Below are 18,381 nucleotides of genomic sequence, written 5' to 3'. Positions count from 1 at the left end.
AGTCATCCCGTGTCTCTCAACGACATTCTCGGAACCGCCATGTCTGGCCTCGCCGCCTCGCAGGCGGGGATGGGGGCGGTGTCCAACAACATCTCGAACGTCAACACGCCGGGCTATGCGCGGCAGAGGGTGGCGGTCACCAGCAATGTCGCGGCCGGGCGCACCAACGGTGTGCTGGTGTCCGAGCCGGAGCGGGTGGCGGATCGCTATCTGGAGAATGCGGTCTACCGGCGCGGCGGGGATGCCGGGCAGGCGGACATCCTGTCCGACTATCTGGATCAGCTCCAGTCCTATCTCGGCAAGCCGGGCAGCGGCACGGGCCTGCCCGAGCAGTTCAACGACGTGCTCGCCAACGCCACCAAGATGACCGGCTCGCAGGATCCGGGGCAGACCCGCAACCAGTTCGTCAGCAGCGTGCAGAACCTGCTCGATTCGATGGGCGGGCTGGATCAGGATATCGACGGGCTGCGCGCCAATGTCGCCAGCGATGTCGGCACCACGGTCAGCCGCATCAACGTCCTGCTCACCAAGATCGACGATCTGAACGACACGGTGTCCTCGCTCAAGGGGCAGGGCCACAGCACCGCCGGCCCGGAGGACGAGCGGGTGTCCGCGCTTCAGGAACTGAGCGGGCTGATGAACGTCACCGTCCGCGACCAGCCGGACGGCCGCGTGACGATCGACACCGCATCGGGGCAGGCGCTGCTCGACAACCGGCTGCGGCTGCTGAGCTATCCGGCCGGCAACACGGCCTCGCAGTCGACCTATCCGCCGATCGACATCCGCTTCGCCGATGCTTCGGGCCAGCCGGGGCCGACGACCGGCGAGACGATCGACGGCGGCACCATCGGCGGCAAGCTGGGCGGGCTGCTGACGCTCCGCGACAAGACGCTGCCCGCCTATGCCGAGCGCATGGGCTCGATGTATGGCGGGCTCGCCGGCGCGCTCAACTCTGCTTCCAACGCGGGCACGACGCAGCCGGCCCCGCAGTCGCTCGACGGGCGGCCGAGTGGGCTCACCGGCGGCGACCGGCTGGGCTTCACCGGCAAGGCGGTGTTCGCCGTCACCGCGCAGGACGGCACGGTGCTCGCCACCACCACCATCGACTTCGACGCGCTGGGGCCGACCGCCACCGTCGACGATGCGGTGAACGCCATCAACGCCGGGCTGGGCGGGTTCGGCACGGCGACACTGTCGGCGGACGGCACGCTCAGCATCAAGGCGACGAGTTCGGACAATGGCGTCGCCGTGGCGCAGGATCCGACCACGCCGAGCGATCGCGCCGGCGTCGGCTTCTCGCAATATTTCGGGCTCAACGATCTGGTGCGCAGCGAGGGCAATCCGCTCGTCCCCTCGGGTTTCGACGCGACCGATCCGACCGGCTTCGCCACCGGCCAGACCGCGCAGATCGTGCTGCGCGATTCCGCGGGCCGCGAACTCGGCAGCTATACGCTGAGCGGCGCGCCGGGGCAGACCTTCGGCGATGTCATCAACGGGCTCAACGGCAGCTCGCTCTCGGCGTTCGGCAGCTTCGCGCTGGATAGCCGGGGCCAGATCCGCTTCACGCCCAACGCGCAGGCGGCGGGCGCCACCGTCGCCATTCCGTCCGATTCCACCAACCGCAACGGCACCGGCGTCTCCTTCTCGGCGCTGTCCGGGCTGAGCGGCGATTATGCCGGCCTGTCCTCCGCCCAGGTGCGGCCCGACATCGCGTCGGACGTCTCGCGGCTGCCGCTTGCGGTCTACAAGGCCGGCGCCGCGGTGGGCGAGAACGGCATCGGCAAGGGCGACACCACCGGCGCCAACAACTTCATCGACGTGCTGAACGGCCAGGCCGATTTCGGCAAGGGTGTGAAGGGCAGCATCGGCCAGTACGCCAACCAGCTTTTCGGCGACATCGGCAACGATGCCGCGCAGGCCCAGACCAACGCCACCGACACCGCCGCGCGCCGCGACGACGCGGTCAACCGGCGGGACAGCTTCGCCGGCGTCAACATCGACGAAGAGCTGGCCCAGATGGTCGTGCTGCAAAACAGCTATTCGGCGGCGGCCCGCGTGCTGACCACCGCCAGCAGCATGTACGACACGCTTCTCAACATGGTGAGCTGAGGGAGTTTGGTATGAGAGTCGCTACCATGGCGCAGCAGAACGTCATCTCCGCTGCATTGAGCCGCTCGCGAGAGCAGGTCGCCAACCTGAACATCCAGCTTGAGACGACGAAGAAGGTGCAGGATTATGCCTCGCTCGGCAGCAATGTCGGCCGGGTGCTATCGGCATCCTCGATGCTGGCGCAGCAGCAGGCGCAGGGCGTGGTCGCCAAGCGCGTCGACACCACGCTCGGCTTCTACAAGGTGAGCCTCGGCACGATCGACGACAGCGTGAGCGATCTCAAGACCAAGCTGCTCAAGGCGATCGGCACCGGGGATTCGCCGGATCTGGGCTCCGCGATCGAGGAATCGTTCAACGATCTGCGCGATTCCCTCAACGCCAACGAGGCCGGCGTGCCGATCTTCGCCGGATCGCAGACCGACAGCCAGCCCTTCAAGCCGAACCAGCTTTCGGACATGATCGGCCTGACGCCGCCGGATGCCGCCTTCGGCAATGACGACGTGCGCACCACGGCGCGGCTCAGCGACAATGTCGACACGCAATATGGCATCGGCGCGAGTGACCTCGGCACCGGGCTGGTGCAGGCGTTCAGCACGCTGGCGGCGCTCGCGCCGTTCGGCGACAAGCTGACCGACGCGCAGATGGACGGCATCAAGACCGCCATGGGCCAGATCGACCAGGGCCTGACCGACCTGCGCTCGGTCGATGCGCGCAACGGCGACATGATGAACAAGGTGGAGGCGTTCGGCGATCGGGCTCAGGATCGCGCCACGCTGCTCACGCAGGTGGTGGGCGACGCCGAGGATGCCGACATGGATCAGGTGGCCTTCGACCTCTCGAACCGGACCACCCAGCTTCAGGCCTCCTATGCCGCGTTGCAGAAGCTCAACGGCATGTCGCTGCTGAACTTCTTCGACTGAAGCATCACCGTCATGGGCTCGGGGAAGGGGGCGTCCGGCGGCTGGCCGGGCGCCCCCTTTCCTCATGCGCCGGCGTCGATCAGCTCGGCCAGATCGCCGACCGGGCTCGCCGAGGGCAATGCCGCCATCGCCTTGGCGAACAGCGCCGGATCGGTGGCGCCCGGCGCGCTGGTCAGCGCGGCGAACACCGGGCCGTTGGGCAGGCGGGCGAAGGCGGCGGCGTAGCGCGCGTGAAGCGCCGCCAGCTCGTCCTCCTGGCGCAGCATGGCGAGCGCGATCGCGCGGCGCAGCACGATCGCCTGGCCGACGTCGCTGAGCGCGCCGGTGGCCGGGAGCTGGGCCTTGGTCTCGGTGGCGACCGTCGCCCAGTCATGCCGCTTCCATGCCAGCTCGCCCCGGATCGCGCCGCCGCCGGGCACGTCCTGAAGCACGGCGTCCGCCTCGCGCGTGCGGCCGAGCTGGCTGAGCGCGACGGCCTCGACGCGCTTGCGCTCGAACAGCATGGCGTCGGGATAGGCGGCGCTGGCCGTCTTGCGCATCGCCACCACCGCGCGATCGGGGCGGCCGGCGAGCACATAGAGCGTCGCCACCTTCACCGAGAGCGGCCCTCGCGAAAGGTCCGTCGCGCGCACGAGGAGCTGATGCTCGTAGAGTTCGGCGGCGCGCTGATAGAGTTCGGCCGCCTGCAACCGGCCGGCGAGCTTGCTCACCAGCAGGTCGCCCTCGGCGCCGCCGGGCAAGAGGTCGCGATAGTCCCAGAACAGCCCCGCCGCGCGATCGAGCGGCAGTCCGCCCGCCGGGTCCAGCGCGGCGGCGAGCTTCGCCTGAAGCGTGGGCACGAAGTCCGGCCCCTGCCGCGCGGGGTCGTAGAAGCGATAGAGCGTCGCGCCGGTGCGCAGCGTCGCGTCGAGATCGCCGATGCGGAGGGCGGTCCGGTATCCGAGGCGCAGCGCGCGCTCCTCGATCGTGTCGCCGCGCCAGCGATAGCGGAAGGCGTCGAGCCGGCGGATCGTCTCGGCGGGTGTGATCCAGCCGTTGGCGGAGGCCAGTTCGATCCCGCTCAGCCGGGCATCGGCGCGCTCCGCCGCGGTGCCGCTCTTCTCGACGCGGGCGAGCCGGAGGCGGGCTTCGCCGGCATGGCCCATCACGCCCTCGGCGCGCCCGCGATAGAGATTGGCGGCCGGATCGCGATCCGGCAGGGTGGCGAGCCAGGAGAGGGCGAGGCGCGGCTGGCCGCCCTCGACCGCCGCCCGCGCCGCCGCGACGAGGAAGGGCGCGCGGGCCTCCGGCGATCGCTGCTCGATCACGGAGCGGGCACAGGCGACCAGCGACAGGGCTTCGGCGGACAGGCCCGCCTCGGCCAGCGCGCGCAGCCGCCACGCGCAGGCCTCGGCATTGCCGCCGAGCGTCCCCGTGGAAAGGTCGCGTGAGGCATCGTCCCAGCGCGCCATCAGCACCTCGGCCGCGCCATGGGCCAGCCGCCAATTGTCGACCATCGTGAGATCGGGGTCGTCGTCGGCCATCAGGTCGAGCAGGCCGATCGCCTCGGCGCCGCGCCCGCGCCCGATCCTGTCGCGCGCGAAGGCCCAGCGCACGCGCTGGCGCTGGAGGCCGGAAGAGGCGGCCAGCGCTCGCCAGGCGTCGGCCTCGGGCAGCGCCGCCCAGGCATGGCCGTTCACGATCGGCGCGGCCTGCGCCAGCTCCGCCGCGAAGCCCGGCAGGCGCGCGGGCGGCGGCGTGGGGACAGGGGCGGGCGGCGTGGCGGGAGGAAGCGAGGGCGCCGCGATCGCGGCCGCCGACGCCAGCAGCAGCGGCCATTTCATCGGACGAGCATCTCGGGCAGGTGATAGGCCTCGGCAAGAGCGCCCCCCGCCGCGCAGGAGACGAGGAACAGCGCCCCACGGACCGCCAGCGCGCGCAGAGACGGCCCGGCTGCGGGAGCCGCATCGGCAGGCGGCGCCACGGCGGGCGCCGGGGGCGGATCGGTCCGGCGGCGCTGCGGCGTCGCGGCCGGGCTGCCGGACGAAAACACGCGCACCCGGCCGGGGCGCTGATCGTGGCTCATGGGGGGCTCCCTGCTTTTCCCTCTATTATAGAAGAGGAACGGGCCGCCGGTTCGCTCCCGCGCCTGTTGGATCGGCGCGTTCAGGGTCAGTCGGAGTCTCCCATGCGCAAGGCCGTCAACACCGCGATCACCGCTTTGTCGGTGCTGGCCGCGAGCGACGCGTCCGCCGCGTCGCGTCCGGTGAATGCGCTGGCCCCGCAATTCGTGTCGCTGAGCGAGATCACCACGCCCATCTTCGGCGAAAGCCGGATCGAGGGGGCGCTGAGCGTCACGCTGGTGCTGGAGGCGGACAGCGCGGGCGCCGCCGATACGCTCCGCAGCCGGATGCCGGAGCTGCGCGCCACGGCGCTGACGGCGGCGCTGGAATTCTCGCGCCTTTATGCCTCGGGCTACACGCCGGTCGATGCCGGGCGGTTGAGCGCGGATCTCAACGCGGCGATGAAGCGCGCCCATCCGGGGATCGCGCGCGTGCTGATCGTCCGGCTGGACGCCGTGCCCGCCTGACATCCTTCGGCGGAACGGCCCGAGGGGAGCCGCTCCGCCGCATCCCTCATTGCGCGGTGGCGAGCTGAGCCGCCGGTTCGGGCGTCGCCGCCTGCTCCGCCATCGCGCGAGCCGCTCGATGTCTGGGCCGCTGGCTCCGGTCGGCCGCCCTGGCGGGGGCCGGGGTGCTCTTCGCCGGCGCCTCGGCCCGCGCGGCCACGCGGGGCGGCGGCGCCTTCACGACATGCCGCCCGGCCATCGCCATGCTGAGTTCGGCCGCGCCGTCCGGGCTCATGCTGGCGAGCAGCAGCGCGGTCGAGCGGTCGCGCATCCGGCGGGCGACCTCGATCTGCACGTCGAGTTCGAGCTTCTCGAAGATCGGCGCGGCCTTGGCGGGCTTCATCGCCTGATAGATGCGGGCCAGCTCGTCATAGGGCGTGGCCGAAGTGCCGGTGATCGGCGCGGGTGCCGTGCCGGGGGCGGGCGCCGCCTGCTGGCCGGACTGCATCGCGCTTTGCAGGCGCTGCTCGGCGGCGCGCTGGGCCTGCTCGCGCAGATCGAGCGCGCGCTTCTGCCCGGCCAGCGCCTGATCCCGCTCGCGCAGGCTCTGCTGGATCGACGTGCCCAGCCGCGTCGGCACCTCGGCCTCGGCCGGGGCGGCGGCGGGCGTCGCGGAAGCCATGGCGTTGGCGATCGCCGAGATGCCGGCCGCGCCCATCATCATGGTGATGAGCGGCGGCTTCCAGCCGATCCGCTGGAGCGAGGCGGGGAGGAGCGAGCGGAGCTTCATCACTGGAGGCTCGCATGGGCCGGAGCGCCCTCGACGGCGGTGTCGGCGCGGGGCGCGGCGCGGCGGCGGCGGGAGCGCTTGGGCGAGGGCTTGGGCGTAACGGCGTCAGCCTTGTTGTGCTGATCGCCGGGGCTGGCGGCCTCCATGATGCGATCCGCCACGGCGTTGCCGATGCCGACCATCACCGACAGCTCGTCGCGCAGCGTCTCGCCGGTGGCGATGATGCGGGCGTTGGCGGCGCCGTCGGTGATGAGCACGTCCTTCAGTTCCGCCAGCACCGCGCGGGCCTGCGCGGTGGCGCGATCGAGCGACTTGATCGTGTCGCCGAGATCGCCCGTCTGGATCAGGCGGATGTTGCGGATCATCCGCACGCTCTGGAGGATGACGCCGAGGCACAGGCAGGCCACGACGATGTTGGTAAGGCTCGCGAACGTCATTTCCCATTCTCCCGGGCGATGTCGGTGACCATGCGGACGGCCATGTTGCTGCGGCGCTGGCCGATATGCGCGTGGCCCAGCGGCACGCCGCCGCAATGGACCTCCAGCGTGTCGTCGGGGCCGCGATCGAGGCGGATCGTCTGGCCGACGGCGAGGTTCGAGACGTCGTGCAGCCGCATCTGGCGCTGGCCGAGCACGACATCCATGGTGATTTCGGTCTGCCACAGCTCGCTGGCCATATGGGCTTCCCACATGCGGTCGCGGCCGAGCTTCTCGCCCATGAAGCGCTGGAGCAGGCGGCCGCGCACCGGCTCGATCGTGGCGTAGGGCAAGAGCACGGTGAACCGCCCCCCGCGCCCTTCCATGTCGACCGAGAAGGTGGCGACGGCGGCGATGTTGGAGGGGCCGGCGATGGCGGCGAAGCGGGGGCTCGTCTCGATGCGCTTCAGCTCCATGTTGACGGGCTCGATCGCCTCGAAGGCGTTGGCCAGATCGTCGAGCGCGAGCTGCACCATCCGCGACACGAGCTTCGTCTCGATCGTGGTGAAGGCGCGGCCCTCGATGCGGAGCGGGGAGTTGCCCTTGCGCCCGCCCAGAAGCGCATCGACCACCGCGTAGATCAGGTTGGAATCGACGATGGCGATCCCGTAATTCTCCCACTCCTGCACGTTGAACACGCCGATCATGGCGGGCAGCGGCACGCGGTTCATGAACTCGCCGAAGCGCACCGATGTCACTTCGTCCAGCGTCACGTCGATCGCATCGGAGGTGAGGTTGCGCATACTGGTGGCGAAGCTGCGCACCATGCGTTCGCACACCACCTCCAGCATCGGCAGCCGTTCATGGCTGATGACGTTGGATTCGATGACCGCGCGCAGGCCGCTCTTGGGCCTGGCGGGCGAGGCGGAGCCGAAGCCCAGCAGCGCGTCGATATCGGCCTGATCGAAGGGCGTATCGCCGTCGAGGGCGGCAGGCTGCGGGGTGAAGAGGGCGATCTCCTCGAAGTCGTCGCCGTCCTCGCCGGGCTCGGGGCCGTTCGTCATTGCTGCACCAGATCCTGGATCAGCACGTCGCGGATCATGCCGTTGCCCATCGCGTCGTTGGCGCGGGCGAGCATCTCCTCCTTCATGCGGAAGACGGCGGCCGAGCCGTTCAGATCCTCCGGGCGAAGCTCGCGCAGGAAGGGCTGGAGCGTGTCGAGATAGAGCGGCATCTTCGCGGTGATCGCGGCGTTGCGCCCGGCGTCCGCCGCGACCAGCATGACGTGCAGCTTGAGCAGATGGGCGCGCCCGTCGCTGCTGCGCAGGTTCACGACCAGCGAAGGCACGTCGACATAGGCCTTGGCCGGCACATCGCCGCTGGCGCTCTCCGATGGGGAGGACGGTTCGCGGGACCACCAGGCATAGCCGCCGCCCGCCGCCGCCAACAGCGCCACCACGCCGGCGGCGGCGAGGATCAGGCGCTTGCGCGAGCGGGCAGGCGGGGCGCCGCCGGCTTTGACGTCGGCTTCGATGACGGACGTGGTGGGCACCTGTTCACCCCCTTGGGATTTGCGGATCGTCGCGCCGAAATGATCGCCCTCGCGTCCATCCCGGCCCGTTCCCGTCTATTATAGGATGAGTGCGCGGCAGATTTTGCCGCCCCGGTCGCGATTTTTTCAGGAAGGTCCGCCTGTATGGACGTGTCATCCTTCGTGCTGCTCAGCCATGAAGAGGCGCTGCGCCGCCGTCTGGACGTCGCGGCCAACAATATGGCGAACACCAACACGGTGGGCTTCAAGCGCGAGCAGCCGCTCTTCCACGAATATGTCGAGCAGACCGCCGACGCGCCGATCGAGGATGCGAAGAAGACCAGCTTCGTGCTCGACTTTGGCGCCATCCACGACACCACGCAGGGCGCCTTCCAGGCGACTGGCAATCCGCTGGACGTGATGATCGACGGGCCGGGCTATCTCTCGGTGCAGACGCCGGGCGGCGTCGCCTATACGCGGGCGGGCTTCGTGAAGGTGCTCCAGTCCGGCGTGCTGGCGACGTCGAGCGGCGATCCGCTGCTCGACGACAAGGGGCGCACGATCACGGTGCCGACCGATCAGCAGAACCGCATCACCATCACCGCCGACGGCTCGGTGATGGGGCCGGACGGGGTGATCGGGCGCCTTGGTGTCACCAGCTTCTCCAACGAGGCGGTCGTCACGCCGCGCGGCGACGGGATGATGGCGGGCACCGGCGGCCGCGTGCTCACGCCGGCCGAGACGCGGCTCAAGAGCGGCGGTGTCGAGGCCTCGAACGTCGAGCCGATCGCCGAGACCACCAAGATGGTCGAGATCCTGCGCGCCTACCAGACCAGCCAGGCCATGTCGCAGAGCCTCGACGATCTGCGCCACAACGCCATCCAGCGGCTCGGCAAGGTCAACTGATCCCAACCCTCTTCACGACCGAAGGACAACATCCATGCGTTCGCTCTCCATCGCCTCGACGGGCATGTTGGCCCAGCAGACCAATGTCGACGTGATCTCCAACAACATCGCCAACATGAACACCACCGCCTACAAGCGGCAGCGGGCGGAGTTCCAGGATCTGCTTTACCAGCAGGTCTCTCGTCCCGGCGCGGAATCGAGCCCCGACGGCAACCGCGTGCCGACCGGCATCCAGATCGGCGCGGGCGTGCGCACCGGCGGCGTCTATCGCATCAACGAGCAGGGCGCCGCGACCAGCACCAGCAATCCCTATGATCTGGAGATCGAAGGCCCCGGCTATTTCCAGATCATCCTGCCGAGCGGCGAGACGGCCTATACCCGCGCCGGCTCCTTCCAGCCCAACGATCAGGGCGAGCTGGTCACCACCGATGGCTATCGCGTCGAGCCGCCGATCACGCTTCCGCAGGGCGTGCTCGACACGGTGATCTCCAAGACCGGCCTGGTGCAGGTGAAGCTCGCCAACCAGACCAACCTCCAGACGGTCGGACAGCTCCAGCTCGCCAGCTTCGTCAACGAGGCGGGGCTGGAAGCCAAGGGCTCCAACCTGTTCATGGAGACCGAAGCCTCCGGCCAGCCGACCATCGCCGATCCGGGCGAGCCGGGCTTCGGCACGCTGAGCCAGGGCTTCCTGGAAGCGTCCAACGTCAATCCGGTCTCGGAGATCACCTCGCTCATCTCCGCCCAGCGCGCCTATGAGATGAACAGCCGCGTCGTGAAGACGGCGGACGAGATGCTCTCCACCACCACCCAGATGCATTGATCCCGCCATGGCGACCCTGCTGCTCGCGGCCCTTCTGGCCGCCGCTCCCGCCCCGTCGACCGTCGATGTGCCGGTGCTCGCGCGCACGGTGGATCGGGGAGAGACGCTCTCCGCCGCCGACTTCGCCGTGGAGCCGCGCGCGCCCGGCTGGGCGCGGGGCGCCACGCCCGTGGCATCCGCCATCGGCCTTCAGGCGTCGCGCCGTCTGGCCGCGGGAACGGTGGTGCGCGGCGGGGACCTGATGCGCCCGCAAGTCGTCAAGCGCGGCGAGACGGTGACGATCGCCTTCAACACCGGCGGGCTGAAGATCACCACGGAAGGAAAGGCGCTCAACGGCGGCGGCATCGGCGATCCGGTGCGCGTGCTGAGCGGCGCCACCAACCGCACGCTGGACGCCACGATCGAAGGCAGCGGGCAGGTCCGCCTGGCGGCACGATAGGAGGATGCGGATGCGACGGATCATTCCCCTGCTGCTGATGGCGGGGCTGACGGGCTGTGGCGTGGCGGGGCGGCTGGAAAATGTCGGTCGCCCGCCGAAGATGACGCCGCCACCGGCCGATCCGGTGGCGCCGGTGATCGAGCCGTCGCTGGGCGATCAGGCGGCCGCCCACCGCGCCGGGATGAGGGGCCGGGCTCAGCCGCAGGCGGCGCCCACCGCCTCGCTGTTCCGTACGGGCGCCGGCGCCTTCTTCCACGATCAGCGCGCCTCGCGCGTCGGCGACGTGCTCACCATCCGCATCAACATCGCCGACAAGGCGGTGCTGGACAATTCCACCACCCGATCGCGCACCGGCGCCGAGACGGCGGGGCTGAGTTCGCTGTTCGGGCTGGAATCGCAGCTCGTGAAGGTGCTGCCCGGCCACCCGGACCCGTCGAAGCTGGTCGACAGCAGCTCCAACTCCACCTCATCGGGCGCGGGCAACACCGCGCGCAGCGAGCAGATCAACACCACCATCGCCGCGATCGTCACCGACGTGCTGCCCAACGGCAATCTGATGGTGCAGGCCCGGCAGGAGGTGCGCGTCAATTTCGAGCTGCGCGAGCTGGTCGTCTCCGGCATCGTCCGCCCCGAAGATATCGCGCGCGACAACAGCATCCTCCACAGCCAGATCGCCGAGGCGCGGATCAGCTATGGCGGCCGAGGCCAGCTCACCGACGCGCAGCAGCAGCGCTGGGGCCAGCAGATCTACGACGCCCTCTTCCCCTTCTGATCGCGGGGAGAGGCCGGGCCAAAAAATTTCGGTGTTTTCGTTGGGCGTGTTCGAAATCCTTCCCAGAATGAAATGTGACCTGATCGAAATCCTGTCACCGCTGGCTGGGCGCTTCCAGTCAAGGCCGAAGAATTCGGCTTTCAAATCCCAGAAGGATCAAAGACATGAGCTTTTCGGTTAACACCAACATCGGTGCGATGACGGCTCTCCAGAGCCTGAACCAGACCAACAAGTCGATGGCGACCACCCAGAGCCGCATCAACACCGGCCTGGCCGTGGCATCGACCAAGGATGACTCGGCTGCCTTCAACATCGCGCAGGGCCTGCGGGGCGACATCAGCGGCCTGTCCGCCGTCACCTCCTCGCTCAACAACGCGAAGAGCGTCACGGACGTCGCCATCTCGGGTGCGGAGAGCATCTCCGACATCCTCAACCAGATGAAGACGCTCGCGGCGAAGTCGGACGACGACACGCTGACCACCGATCAGCGCGACCAGTACAACACCGACTTCACCAACCTGCGCGATCAGATCACCACGATCGTGGATTCGTCGGACTTCAACGGCATCAACCTGCTGAAGTCGGGCGGCGGCAGCGTCTCGGCGCTCCAGTCGCTTCAGGGCGGCTCGACCTCGCCGACCAACGCGGCGGCGTGGGATCCCTCGACGCTCGATGTCGACAATGTCGACCTCGGCCTCGGCGGCAGCACGATCACCATCGCGGCGACCGATGACATCGGCACGCAGGCGGATGCCCATGCGATGCTGTCCACGCTCAAGACGAGCTCGGACAATCTCGCGAGCAAGCTCTCCGATCTGGGTTCGGCCTCGCGCACGATCGACCGTCAGCTCACCTTCACGAGCAAGCTGTCCGATGCGCTCGAGAGCGGCGTGGGCAACCTCGTCGACGCCGATCTCGCCAAGGAATCGGCGAACCTTCAGGCCCTCCAGGTCAAGCAGCAGCTTGGCGTGCAGGCCCTGTCGATCGCCAACCAGGCGCCGCAGACGATCCTTTCGCTCTTCCGCTAAAGGATCGAACGGCGCCCCGTCATAGCTCCCCCGCTTGGGGGCGGCGTTCAGGGAGACCGGGATGGCATCCGCCGTCCCGGTCTTTTTGCTGTGGGCGCTCGCGCTCCGGGCGCAAAAAAGAAGCCGGCGCCGGGATGGCTCCCCGGCGCCGGCCTCGCTGTCGTGCGGTCAGCGTCTCAGGCGGCGCGGTCCTGCCACTCGAGCACGGTCAGATAGTTGGCGAGCCGGTTCTCCTCCAGCGAGGCGATCAGGCGATTGCGGTGATAGGGCAGCAGCAGCGCCGCCACCTGCTCGCTCCACGGCGCGTCGGCCGAGAACACCACGCCCAGCCCGAACACGGCGGGAACCTCGGCGAAGGCATAGTCCCGGCCTTCGGCCTTGGCCTCGGCGAGGAAATCCTCGATCGCGGTCAACACGCCGTTGCGGGGGCCGCCCTCATGGGTGGCGACGGCGAACTGGCCCATGCCGCGGAAGCCGTGCCCGGCGACCGGCTGGCTGCTGCCGGGGAAGATGCCGCCCTGATAATCGTAGGCGTGGCGATATTCGGCGGGGATGCGCTGCGGCGCATAATAGAAGTCCCGCCGGCCGCAGGGCCAGGCGACGTCGTGGAGGAAGGCGAGCATCGGCTTGCCGTCGCGCAGGTTGTTCGCCTCGGCCTGCTTCAGCTCGTGATAGACGGTGTACCAGTTATGGTCGCCGTCGATCACCCAGGCGTCGACGCCGGAGAGGCCGCCCAGCGCCTCCAGGCTCGGTTCGGCGACATGGCGGACATGCGGCGCGCCGGCCACCCAGCTCAGGAACTCGGGCTTGGGCGAGGGATCGATGCTGGTGAGGCGGCCGCCGCGCGCGGCGACATGCTCGGCGAGGCGGGCGGACATGCCGCCATATTCCGCGCCGACCTCGGCGACGGAGCGGGCATCCGCGAGGCGCATCGCCTCCAGGATGATGTCGGCAAATTCCGACATGGAGTGGATCAGGAGATTGGCCATGGTCAGGCTACCTTCTTCTGGGCCAGCGAGGCCGAGCCGCGCTGGAGGACGGGACGGAATACGAGGCTGAGAAGCATGTGCTGGTCGCCGCTCGCGGGCGGCGGGGGCACCAGCATGAAGGCCTGCGGGCCATCGATGCGGTAGAGGCCGGGGGCGACCTCCTCCATGCCGTCGGCGATCGGCGTGGCGGGTCGCATCTTCTCCTTGATGCGGGGCGAGAGATATTCCTTCACCGGCTGGAAGGCGATCTCCTCGATCTGCACGACGTCGAAGAGCTGGCCGAAGCGCAGGCCGATCGAATAGCGCGAGGCGCCGACCGGGATCACCGCCTGATAATAGCCTTCCGCCGTTGGGTGGGCGTCGACCGTGGTGGTGGTGTTGCCGCCGGCATCAAGCAGCGCGATCGGCAGCTTGAGCGCGCCCACGTCGAAGTCGGTCTTGCGCAGGTCGAGCCCGAAGCGGCGCGAGCCGAGGATGGCGAGGTTGATCGGCAGGCCGTGGCGCTGCAACTCGCCGGGCAGGAACATGCGCGAGGCGTCCTTGATGTAGAACAGCCCGCGCCGCTTGAGGCCTTCGCCGGCGGCCTTGCTGTCCACCATGCGGATCTGCACGTCGGTGCCCATGTTCACGTCGTGCTGGAAATTCTCCAGCAGCGTCACCTCGTCCGCGAGCGGCAGGAACAGCAGGCGGGCCAGCACGGCAAGCGAAGTCCGGCGCGAGGCGTCGGCATCGCTGGAGGCGGGCGGGCGCACCACCGCGCTTCCCACGCCGCGCAGGAAGGCGAGGCAGGCATCCTGCGCGATCTCGCGGCAATTGCTCTGCGCGCCCTTGATGTCGTGGGCGCCGCGAATGGGCTCGCCCTCGGGCGTATAGTCGATCACCGAGCCTTGCGTGACGGTGCAGAGCTGCTCGACGATCGAGATGTCCTCCGCCAGCGCGTAGAGCGCCTTGAAGTCGTAATGGCGGACGTCGAACAGGCCCTTCTTGTCGAGGCCCGACTGCTGGACCTCGCGCAGCAGCAGGTAGCGCCCCGTGATCTCCAGCTTCATCGTCGCGCGCAGCACGGGCTCGACGACGTTCTGGACGGAGCCGTTATAGCCGAGGTCGATCATCATCACGCAGTCGCCGTCCGACACGCCACGGGCGCGCAGATGGGCGAACAGGCCTTCGGCGAGCCTGGCGGAGCGCGCGAGGATCTTGGTGCTGGTCGCGGGCTGGCGGATCGCCCTGGCGAAGCGGCGTATGTCGGTTTGCTCGCCGAGCGCGTTCCACTCCTTCTCCTCCAGCAGCATCTGCCGCGCGGGGAGCGCCGAACTGCGCAGGCCGGGCAGCGTATCGGCCATATAATCGTCGATCGCGGCCCTGTCGGTGAAGCTTGCGGCCGTCGCGGTGAAGCGGCTGATCTCCACCGGGATCACCCGATCCGCCCAGTCGGGATAGAGCGTCTCGAAGGCGCGGGCCGGCAGGTGGCCGTCGCGCAGCAGGAAGAGCAGCTTCACCGGCTTGCCGCTGGCGCTTTCCATTGCCTCCGCCTCGGCGCGGATCCACTGCGCGAAGCCGTGCATCAGCGGGCCGAGCACGTCATGGCCGAGCATATGGGCCGGGTCGCGATCGCGGCGCAGCGCGAGCTGCGGGCGGTGCGATTGCAGCAGCGGCACGGAGACGCGGCTGGCGGGCTCGATCATCGAGGCCGCCGCCGCTTCGAGGCGGAGGCGCTGCTCCGTCACTTCGTCGAACTGCTTGAGGTGGACGTTGTGGATGCCGAGCTTGGCCGGCGCGTCGCGATCCGCGATGGGATTGTCGCCGACGTGCAGGATGGCGGACGGCGGAATGCCGAGCCCGGCCAGCACATGGCTGAACAACCCGGCCGCCTTGCCCATCCCATATTCGGACGAGCAGAAGATGTGGTCGATCATGCCGAGAAGTTCGGGGCCGGCGGTCCGCTCGATCAGGGTGCGGAGCTGCGGCGCCGACAGATAGGTGTCCGAGACGATGACGACATGAAGACCGCGCCGCCGGGCATCGAGGATCAGGTCGCGGGTCGGCGCGAAGGCGTAGCAATGCCGCGCCTCGGCATCGAGTTCGGCCTGAGCCATGGCGGCGCGCGCCGCCTCCGTGCTTTCGGGCAGCAGTTCGGCGTGGATTTCCTCCAGCGTCACCTCGGTGCGGCCATGCAGATAAGGCGCCTGGCGGCGGGCCTTGCGCTCGGCCCATATCCGCGATTCCACGGCGCCGCCGGGCAGCGGGAGATCGGCGAAGACGTCGATCGGCGCGTGGACGTTGCGCCATAGCAGCGTGTCGAAACAGTCGAGCGACAGGCATCGGATCTCGGGCGGCATCGTGGCCAGCAGCCCCGGCAGGCCGTCGGCCCGGATGGAAGTCTGGATCATCGTCATCCCCAGCGGAAGAGGGGCGCCCGGATCGGGGCGCTCCTTCCGTTATAGGATGAATGGGAGCCGTCTCGTGCGGCGCCGTCCGTTTGTCGCGAGGGCCGCAGGCCGCGATCCGGGTGGCGATCGACCTTAGGCAGTTTAACCGGAGATGAACCTAAGGATTATCCCGTAGTTGGTGAACAATTCTTCATGTTGAACAGCGCTGTCTGGCGGGGTCGTTCGGGCGACGCTCGGCGGCCAACCCGGGGGGGAACGGCGAATATGTGTTTGGAGCGGGACACAGATGGACGTATCTTGGGCGAGCGGAATCGGGGATCCCTGCCTCAAGGGTGAACTATCCGTAACGATATATGACGCAATCCTGAAATTCGCGGTGTCCGATCCGTCGCTGCTGTGGCGTGCCGCTGCGCGCCGGCTATCGGAGGGGGGGCTGGGCCTCGACGACGTGAACGCGACGATCGGTCATGCCGACGATCCGCTGATCGAGGAATGCCTGACCGCGCTGATCCTGCCGCTCTCGATCGAGGGGAGCGAACTGATCGATTACGAGGTTCAGCCCGACGTCGAAACGACCGCGATCGTCGGGGCCGAAGAGATTTTGTCCGCGCTCAACAGTTGAGCCGCCGCAGGGGGGAGGGGGCACGCCGCGCCATCGGCGGCGGCCTCGTCGTCGCGCGCGCCGCTCAGGCGTCCGCGGTGGGGGCCGAAGGCGATGAGACGGCCACCAGCCCCTGCAAGGAATAGCGCAGCCCGTTCACGCCCAGCAGCACATTCTGCCCGTCCGTCACCACGTCCTTGACGATGCCGACCGTGTTGATCGTCGCCTGCAAATCCGCGCCATTGTCCGTCTTCGCCGAAAGGGAGAGCGTATAGGCGCCGTCGGGCGCGGTCGTGCCGTCGTCCATCTTGCCGTCCCAGGTGAACCGCCCCTCGGAGGCCGGATCGAGCGTGACCTCCTTCACCACCTTGCCATCGGCATCCTTGATCGTGGCGGTCAGCGTGGCGGGCGTGCTGGAGATGGCATAGGTCCAGGTCGGTGTCGCATCGCCCTTGAGGCCGGCGGTGTCGGTGTCGAACCGCGCCTCGCGGCCGATGAAGGCGGAGGCCTGCGACACGCCCTGCGAACTGAGGCTGGCGAGGATGTTGTTGAGCGTGCCGGTCTGCTGCATCTCCTGCTCGACCTGCGAATATTGGACGAGCTGCTGGGTATATTCCGACGTGTCCATCGGGTTCAGCGGATCCTGATTCTGGAGCTGCGTGGTGAGCAGCTTCAGGAAGAGGTTGAGATCCGGCGAGAAGCTGTTGGCGGCCTGCTGCGTGCCGCCCGCATTGCCGGTGGCGGTGTTGCTCGTCGAGGAATCGGCGCTGGGAACGGAGGTCATGTCGGGTGGCTCCTATGCCATGAGGTCGACGCGGCCGCTCGTGCGGAGCTGCCGGTATGGGCTGAGGGACGCGATGGGATCGCCGTCGCCACGATCGCGGAAGGCGGCGCCCGTGTGGCGCGGGCGCCCGTCGGAATGGCCGTGCTGCTGTTGATGCTGCTGCTGGGCGAACTGGCCGGCGCCGCTGTCGCGACGATCGAAGCTGAAGCTGGAGCTGTCGGCGCGGATGCCCGCGTCGGCGAGCGAGCGGCCGAGATCGCCGGCATCGCGACGCAGCATGTCGAGCGCCTGCGGGTTGTCGGCGCGCACCGCCGCATGGAGCGCGCCCTTGTCGTCGAAGGAGAGACGCACCTCGACATGGCCCATCTCGGCCGGCGTCAGGCGGATCGTCACCTCGTCGCGGCCCGCCGCGACATGGCGCGCGATCTCGACGCCGATGTCCCGCCCGATCCGGCCGGGCTCGGCGGCGGCGACGGGGCTATCCTGCGGAGCGGCGGAGGGAGCGAAGACCGGCGCCTGCCGGACGGGTTGCGTCAAGGCGGGCGTCTGGCTGGCGAGCAGCGGCGGGAGATTGTCCGGGCCGTTGGCCGCCGGGGCCGCGCCGGCGGGATCGTGCGGCGTGGGGAGGACGGCCGATGTTCCGGCGCTGCCGCCCGTGGCGTCCGTGCCCTCGCTTTTCTGCCCGGCCGCGTGCCCGGTGGAGGGCGGCGGAAGGATGGCCGGGGCGGGGGCGGCTGCCAGCATCACGGGTTGTGGCGGCTGCGCATCGCCAGAGGCAGCCGGAGCGGATTTGGCGGTCTTGTCCTTGTCCGTGCCGAGGCCTTTCCCGTCCTTCGCTGCGGCATCGTCGTCTTTGGCGCCGACGACCGGCTTCCGGGCTTCGACGTCATCGGTGGGGATGGCCTGCCGGGAGCGCAACTGCGTGACGAGCGTCGCCGCCACGGTGGCAGGCGCCGGAGCCGCCGGCGCGGGTGACATGGCCGGGGTGGGCGTGGCCGCTGTCTCGGCTTCAGGCGGCGTGGCCTCCGTGACGGGCTGATCCGGCTGCACCTCCGGTTTCGCGGGGAGGGGAGCGGATACAGGTGGCCGATGGTCGGCGGCGGGCGCAGCGCTCGCGACCGGCTGGGGAAGCACCGGCTCGACAGGCGCCGGGGCCGGCGCAACACCCGGCTGGGCGGCTGGCGTCGCCGTGCTGCCGGACGTCCCGCCCGCCATCTCCAGCAGTCCCCCGAAGGCGGAGGCCGCCGGTGACGGAGCATCCGCCGCGCGGGCGGGCGTAGGCGTGGGGGCGACAGGCGCGACGTTCATTCAGCAATCTTCCCGCAGGATAGAAGGGGC

The 18,381-nt window shown here is 69.2% G+C and carries 19 protein-coding genes; 9 read left to right on the top strand and 10 right to left on the bottom strand.

Annotated elements, in window-relative coordinates; translation table 11 throughout:
- The first annotated feature begins 9 nt into the window (after nucleotides 1–9).
- Nucleotides 10–2,109 carry a flagellar hook-associated protein FlgK gene (flgK, locus tag FHS98_RS15530; protein ID WP_167107162.1) on the top strand — a complete coding sequence of 700 codons (2,100 nt, stop codon included), beginning with the start codon at nucleotides 10–12 and terminating at the stop codon, nucleotides 2,107–2,109.
- An 11-nt stretch (nucleotides 2,110–2,120) separates the two neighbouring features.
- Nucleotides 2,121–3,029, top strand: coding sequence for a flagellin (locus tag FHS98_RS15525; protein ID WP_243848051.1), 909 nt, complete (start codon nucleotides 2,121–2,123; stop codon nucleotides 3,027–3,029).
- Between the two features lie 62 nt (nucleotides 3,030–3,091).
- Here the strand turns inward: FHS98_RS15525 and FHS98_RS15520 are convergent, their stop codons facing one another.
- Complete coding sequence (locus FHS98_RS15520) at nucleotides 3,092–4,852, bottom strand: hypothetical protein (RefSeq protein ID WP_167107151.1); 1,761 nt, start codon at nucleotides 4,850–4,852, stop codon at nucleotides 3,092–3,094.
- Nucleotides 4,849–5,094, bottom strand: coding sequence for a hypothetical protein (locus tag FHS98_RS15515; protein WP_167107148.1), 246 nt, complete (start codon nucleotides 5,092–5,094; stop codon nucleotides 4,849–4,851). The genes FHS98_RS15520 and FHS98_RS15515 overlap by 4 nt, the downstream gene beginning before the upstream one ends.
- A 102-nt stretch (nucleotides 5,095–5,196) precedes the next feature.
- On the opposite strand from FHS98_RS15515, the gene FHS98_RS15510 reads away from it, so the two are divergent.
- On the top strand, nucleotides 5,197–5,598 hold the full coding sequence (locus tag FHS98_RS15510; RefSeq protein WP_167107145.1) for a hypothetical protein: 402 nt from the start codon (nucleotides 5,197–5,199) through the stop codon (nucleotides 5,596–5,598).
- Between the two features lie 46 nt (nucleotides 5,599–5,644).
- Here FHS98_RS15510 and FHS98_RS15505 read toward each other — a convergent pair whose 3' ends face one another.
- Genes FHS98_RS15505 through FHS98_RS15490 form a run of 4 tightly spaced genes read right to left on the bottom strand, consistent with a single transcriptional unit; the run spans nucleotide 5,645 to nucleotide 8,335 of the window.
- Nucleotides 5,645–6,367: a MotE family protein gene (locus tag FHS98_RS15505; RefSeq protein WP_243848050.1), complete on the bottom strand. Its 723-nt coding sequence runs from the start codon at nucleotides 6,365–6,367 to the stop codon at nucleotides 5,645–5,647.
- Nucleotides 6,367–6,804 carry a DUF6468 domain-containing protein gene (locus tag FHS98_RS15500; RefSeq protein ID WP_167107142.1) on the bottom strand — a complete coding sequence of 146 codons (438 nt, stop codon included), beginning with the start codon at nucleotides 6,802–6,804 and terminating at the stop codon, nucleotides 6,367–6,369. Before FHS98_RS15500 ends, FHS98_RS15505 begins: the two co-directional genes overlap by 1 nt.
- A complete protein-coding gene (gene fliM, locus FHS98_RS15495) occupies nucleotides 6,801–7,847 on the bottom strand; it encodes a flagellar motor switch protein FliM (RefSeq protein ID WP_167107139.1) in 1,047 nt (348 codons plus the stop codon). Before fliM ends, FHS98_RS15500 begins: the two co-directional genes overlap by 4 nt.
- Complete coding sequence (locus tag FHS98_RS15490) at nucleotides 7,844–8,335, bottom strand: flagellar basal body-associated FliL family protein (protein ID WP_167107136.1); 492 nt, start codon at nucleotides 8,333–8,335, stop codon at nucleotides 7,844–7,846. The genes fliM and FHS98_RS15490 overlap by 4 nt, the downstream gene beginning before the upstream one ends.
- Nucleotides 8,336–8,479: 144 nt before the next feature.
- Between FHS98_RS15490 and FHS98_RS15485 the strand changes: the two genes are divergently transcribed.
- The 5 genes from FHS98_RS15485 (at nucleotide 8,480) to FHS98_RS15465 (ending at nucleotide 12,279) form a co-directional block, all read left to right on the top strand.
- Nucleotides 8,480–9,220 (top strand): flagellar hook-basal body complex protein, encoded by a 741-nt coding sequence (locus FHS98_RS15485; protein WP_167107133.1) that lies wholly within the window; start codon nucleotides 8,480–8,482, stop codon nucleotides 9,218–9,220.
- Nucleotides 9,221–9,254: 34 nt separating this feature from the next.
- Entirely contained in the window at nucleotides 9,255–10,040 is a 786-nt protein-coding gene (gene flgG, locus FHS98_RS15480) for a flagellar basal-body rod protein FlgG (protein WP_167107130.1), read from the top strand.
- 7 nt (nucleotides 10,041–10,047) lie between these two features.
- Nucleotides 10,048–10,479, top strand: a complete 432-nt coding sequence (flgA, locus tag FHS98_RS15475) for a flagellar basal body P-ring formation chaperone FlgA (RefSeq protein WP_167107127.1) — start codon at nucleotides 10,048–10,050, stop codon at nucleotides 10,477–10,479.
- A gap of 10 nt (nucleotides 10,480–10,489) precedes the next feature.
- A complete protein-coding gene (gene flgH / locus FHS98_RS15470) occupies nucleotides 10,490–11,251 on the top strand; it encodes a flagellar basal body L-ring protein FlgH (RefSeq protein WP_167107124.1) in 762 nt (253 codons plus the stop codon).
- A gap of 164 nt (nucleotides 11,252–11,415) precedes the next feature.
- Nucleotides 11,416–12,279: a flagellin gene (locus tag FHS98_RS15465; RefSeq protein ID WP_167107121.1), complete on the top strand. Its 864-nt coding sequence runs from the start codon at nucleotides 11,416–11,418 to the stop codon at nucleotides 12,277–12,279.
- Nucleotides 12,280–12,455: 176 nt separating this feature from the next.
- On the opposite strand, the gene FHS98_RS15460 is transcribed toward FHS98_RS15465, so the two are convergent.
- Together FHS98_RS15460 and FHS98_RS15455 are read right to left on the bottom strand one after the other, a co-directional pair.
- Nucleotides 12,456–13,268, bottom strand: coding sequence for a class I SAM-dependent methyltransferase (locus FHS98_RS15460; protein WP_167107118.1), 813 nt, complete (start codon nucleotides 13,266–13,268; stop codon nucleotides 12,456–12,458).
- Nucleotides 13,269–13,270: 2 nt separating this feature from the next.
- Nucleotides 13,271–15,658, bottom strand: coding sequence for an HAD family hydrolase (locus FHS98_RS15455; RefSeq protein ID WP_167107115.1), 2,388 nt, complete (start codon nucleotides 15,656–15,658; stop codon nucleotides 13,271–13,273).
- A gap of 376 nt (nucleotides 15,659–16,034) precedes the next feature.
- Between FHS98_RS15455 and FHS98_RS15450 the strand changes: the two genes are divergently transcribed.
- Nucleotides 16,035–16,280 carry a hypothetical protein gene (locus FHS98_RS15450; protein WP_167107112.1) on the top strand — a complete coding sequence of 82 codons (246 nt, stop codon included), beginning with the start codon at nucleotides 16,035–16,037 and terminating at the stop codon, nucleotides 16,278–16,280.
- A 64-nt stretch (nucleotides 16,281–16,344) separates the two neighbouring features.
- On the opposite strand, the gene FHS98_RS15445 is transcribed toward FHS98_RS15450, so the two are convergent.
- Nucleotides 16,345–17,043: a flagellar hook assembly protein FlgD gene (locus FHS98_RS15445; protein ID WP_167107109.1), complete on the bottom strand. Its 699-nt coding sequence runs from the start codon at nucleotides 17,041–17,043 to the stop codon at nucleotides 16,345–16,347.
- 12 nt (nucleotides 17,044–17,055) lie between these two features.
- Nucleotides 17,056–18,351 carry a flagellar hook-length control protein FliK gene (locus tag FHS98_RS15440; protein WP_167107106.1) on the bottom strand — a complete coding sequence of 432 codons (1,296 nt, stop codon included), beginning with the start codon at nucleotides 18,349–18,351 and terminating at the stop codon, nucleotides 17,056–17,058.
- Nucleotides 18,352–18,381 lie beyond the last annotated feature (30 nt).

It is taken from the genome of Sphingomonas oligoaromativorans (assembly GCF_011762195.1).
Classification (GTDB): domain Bacteria; phylum Pseudomonadota; class Alphaproteobacteria; order Sphingomonadales; family Sphingomonadaceae; genus Solisphingomonas; species Solisphingomonas oligoaromativorans.
This window is presented reverse-complemented; position numbering and strand designations above follow the sequence as displayed.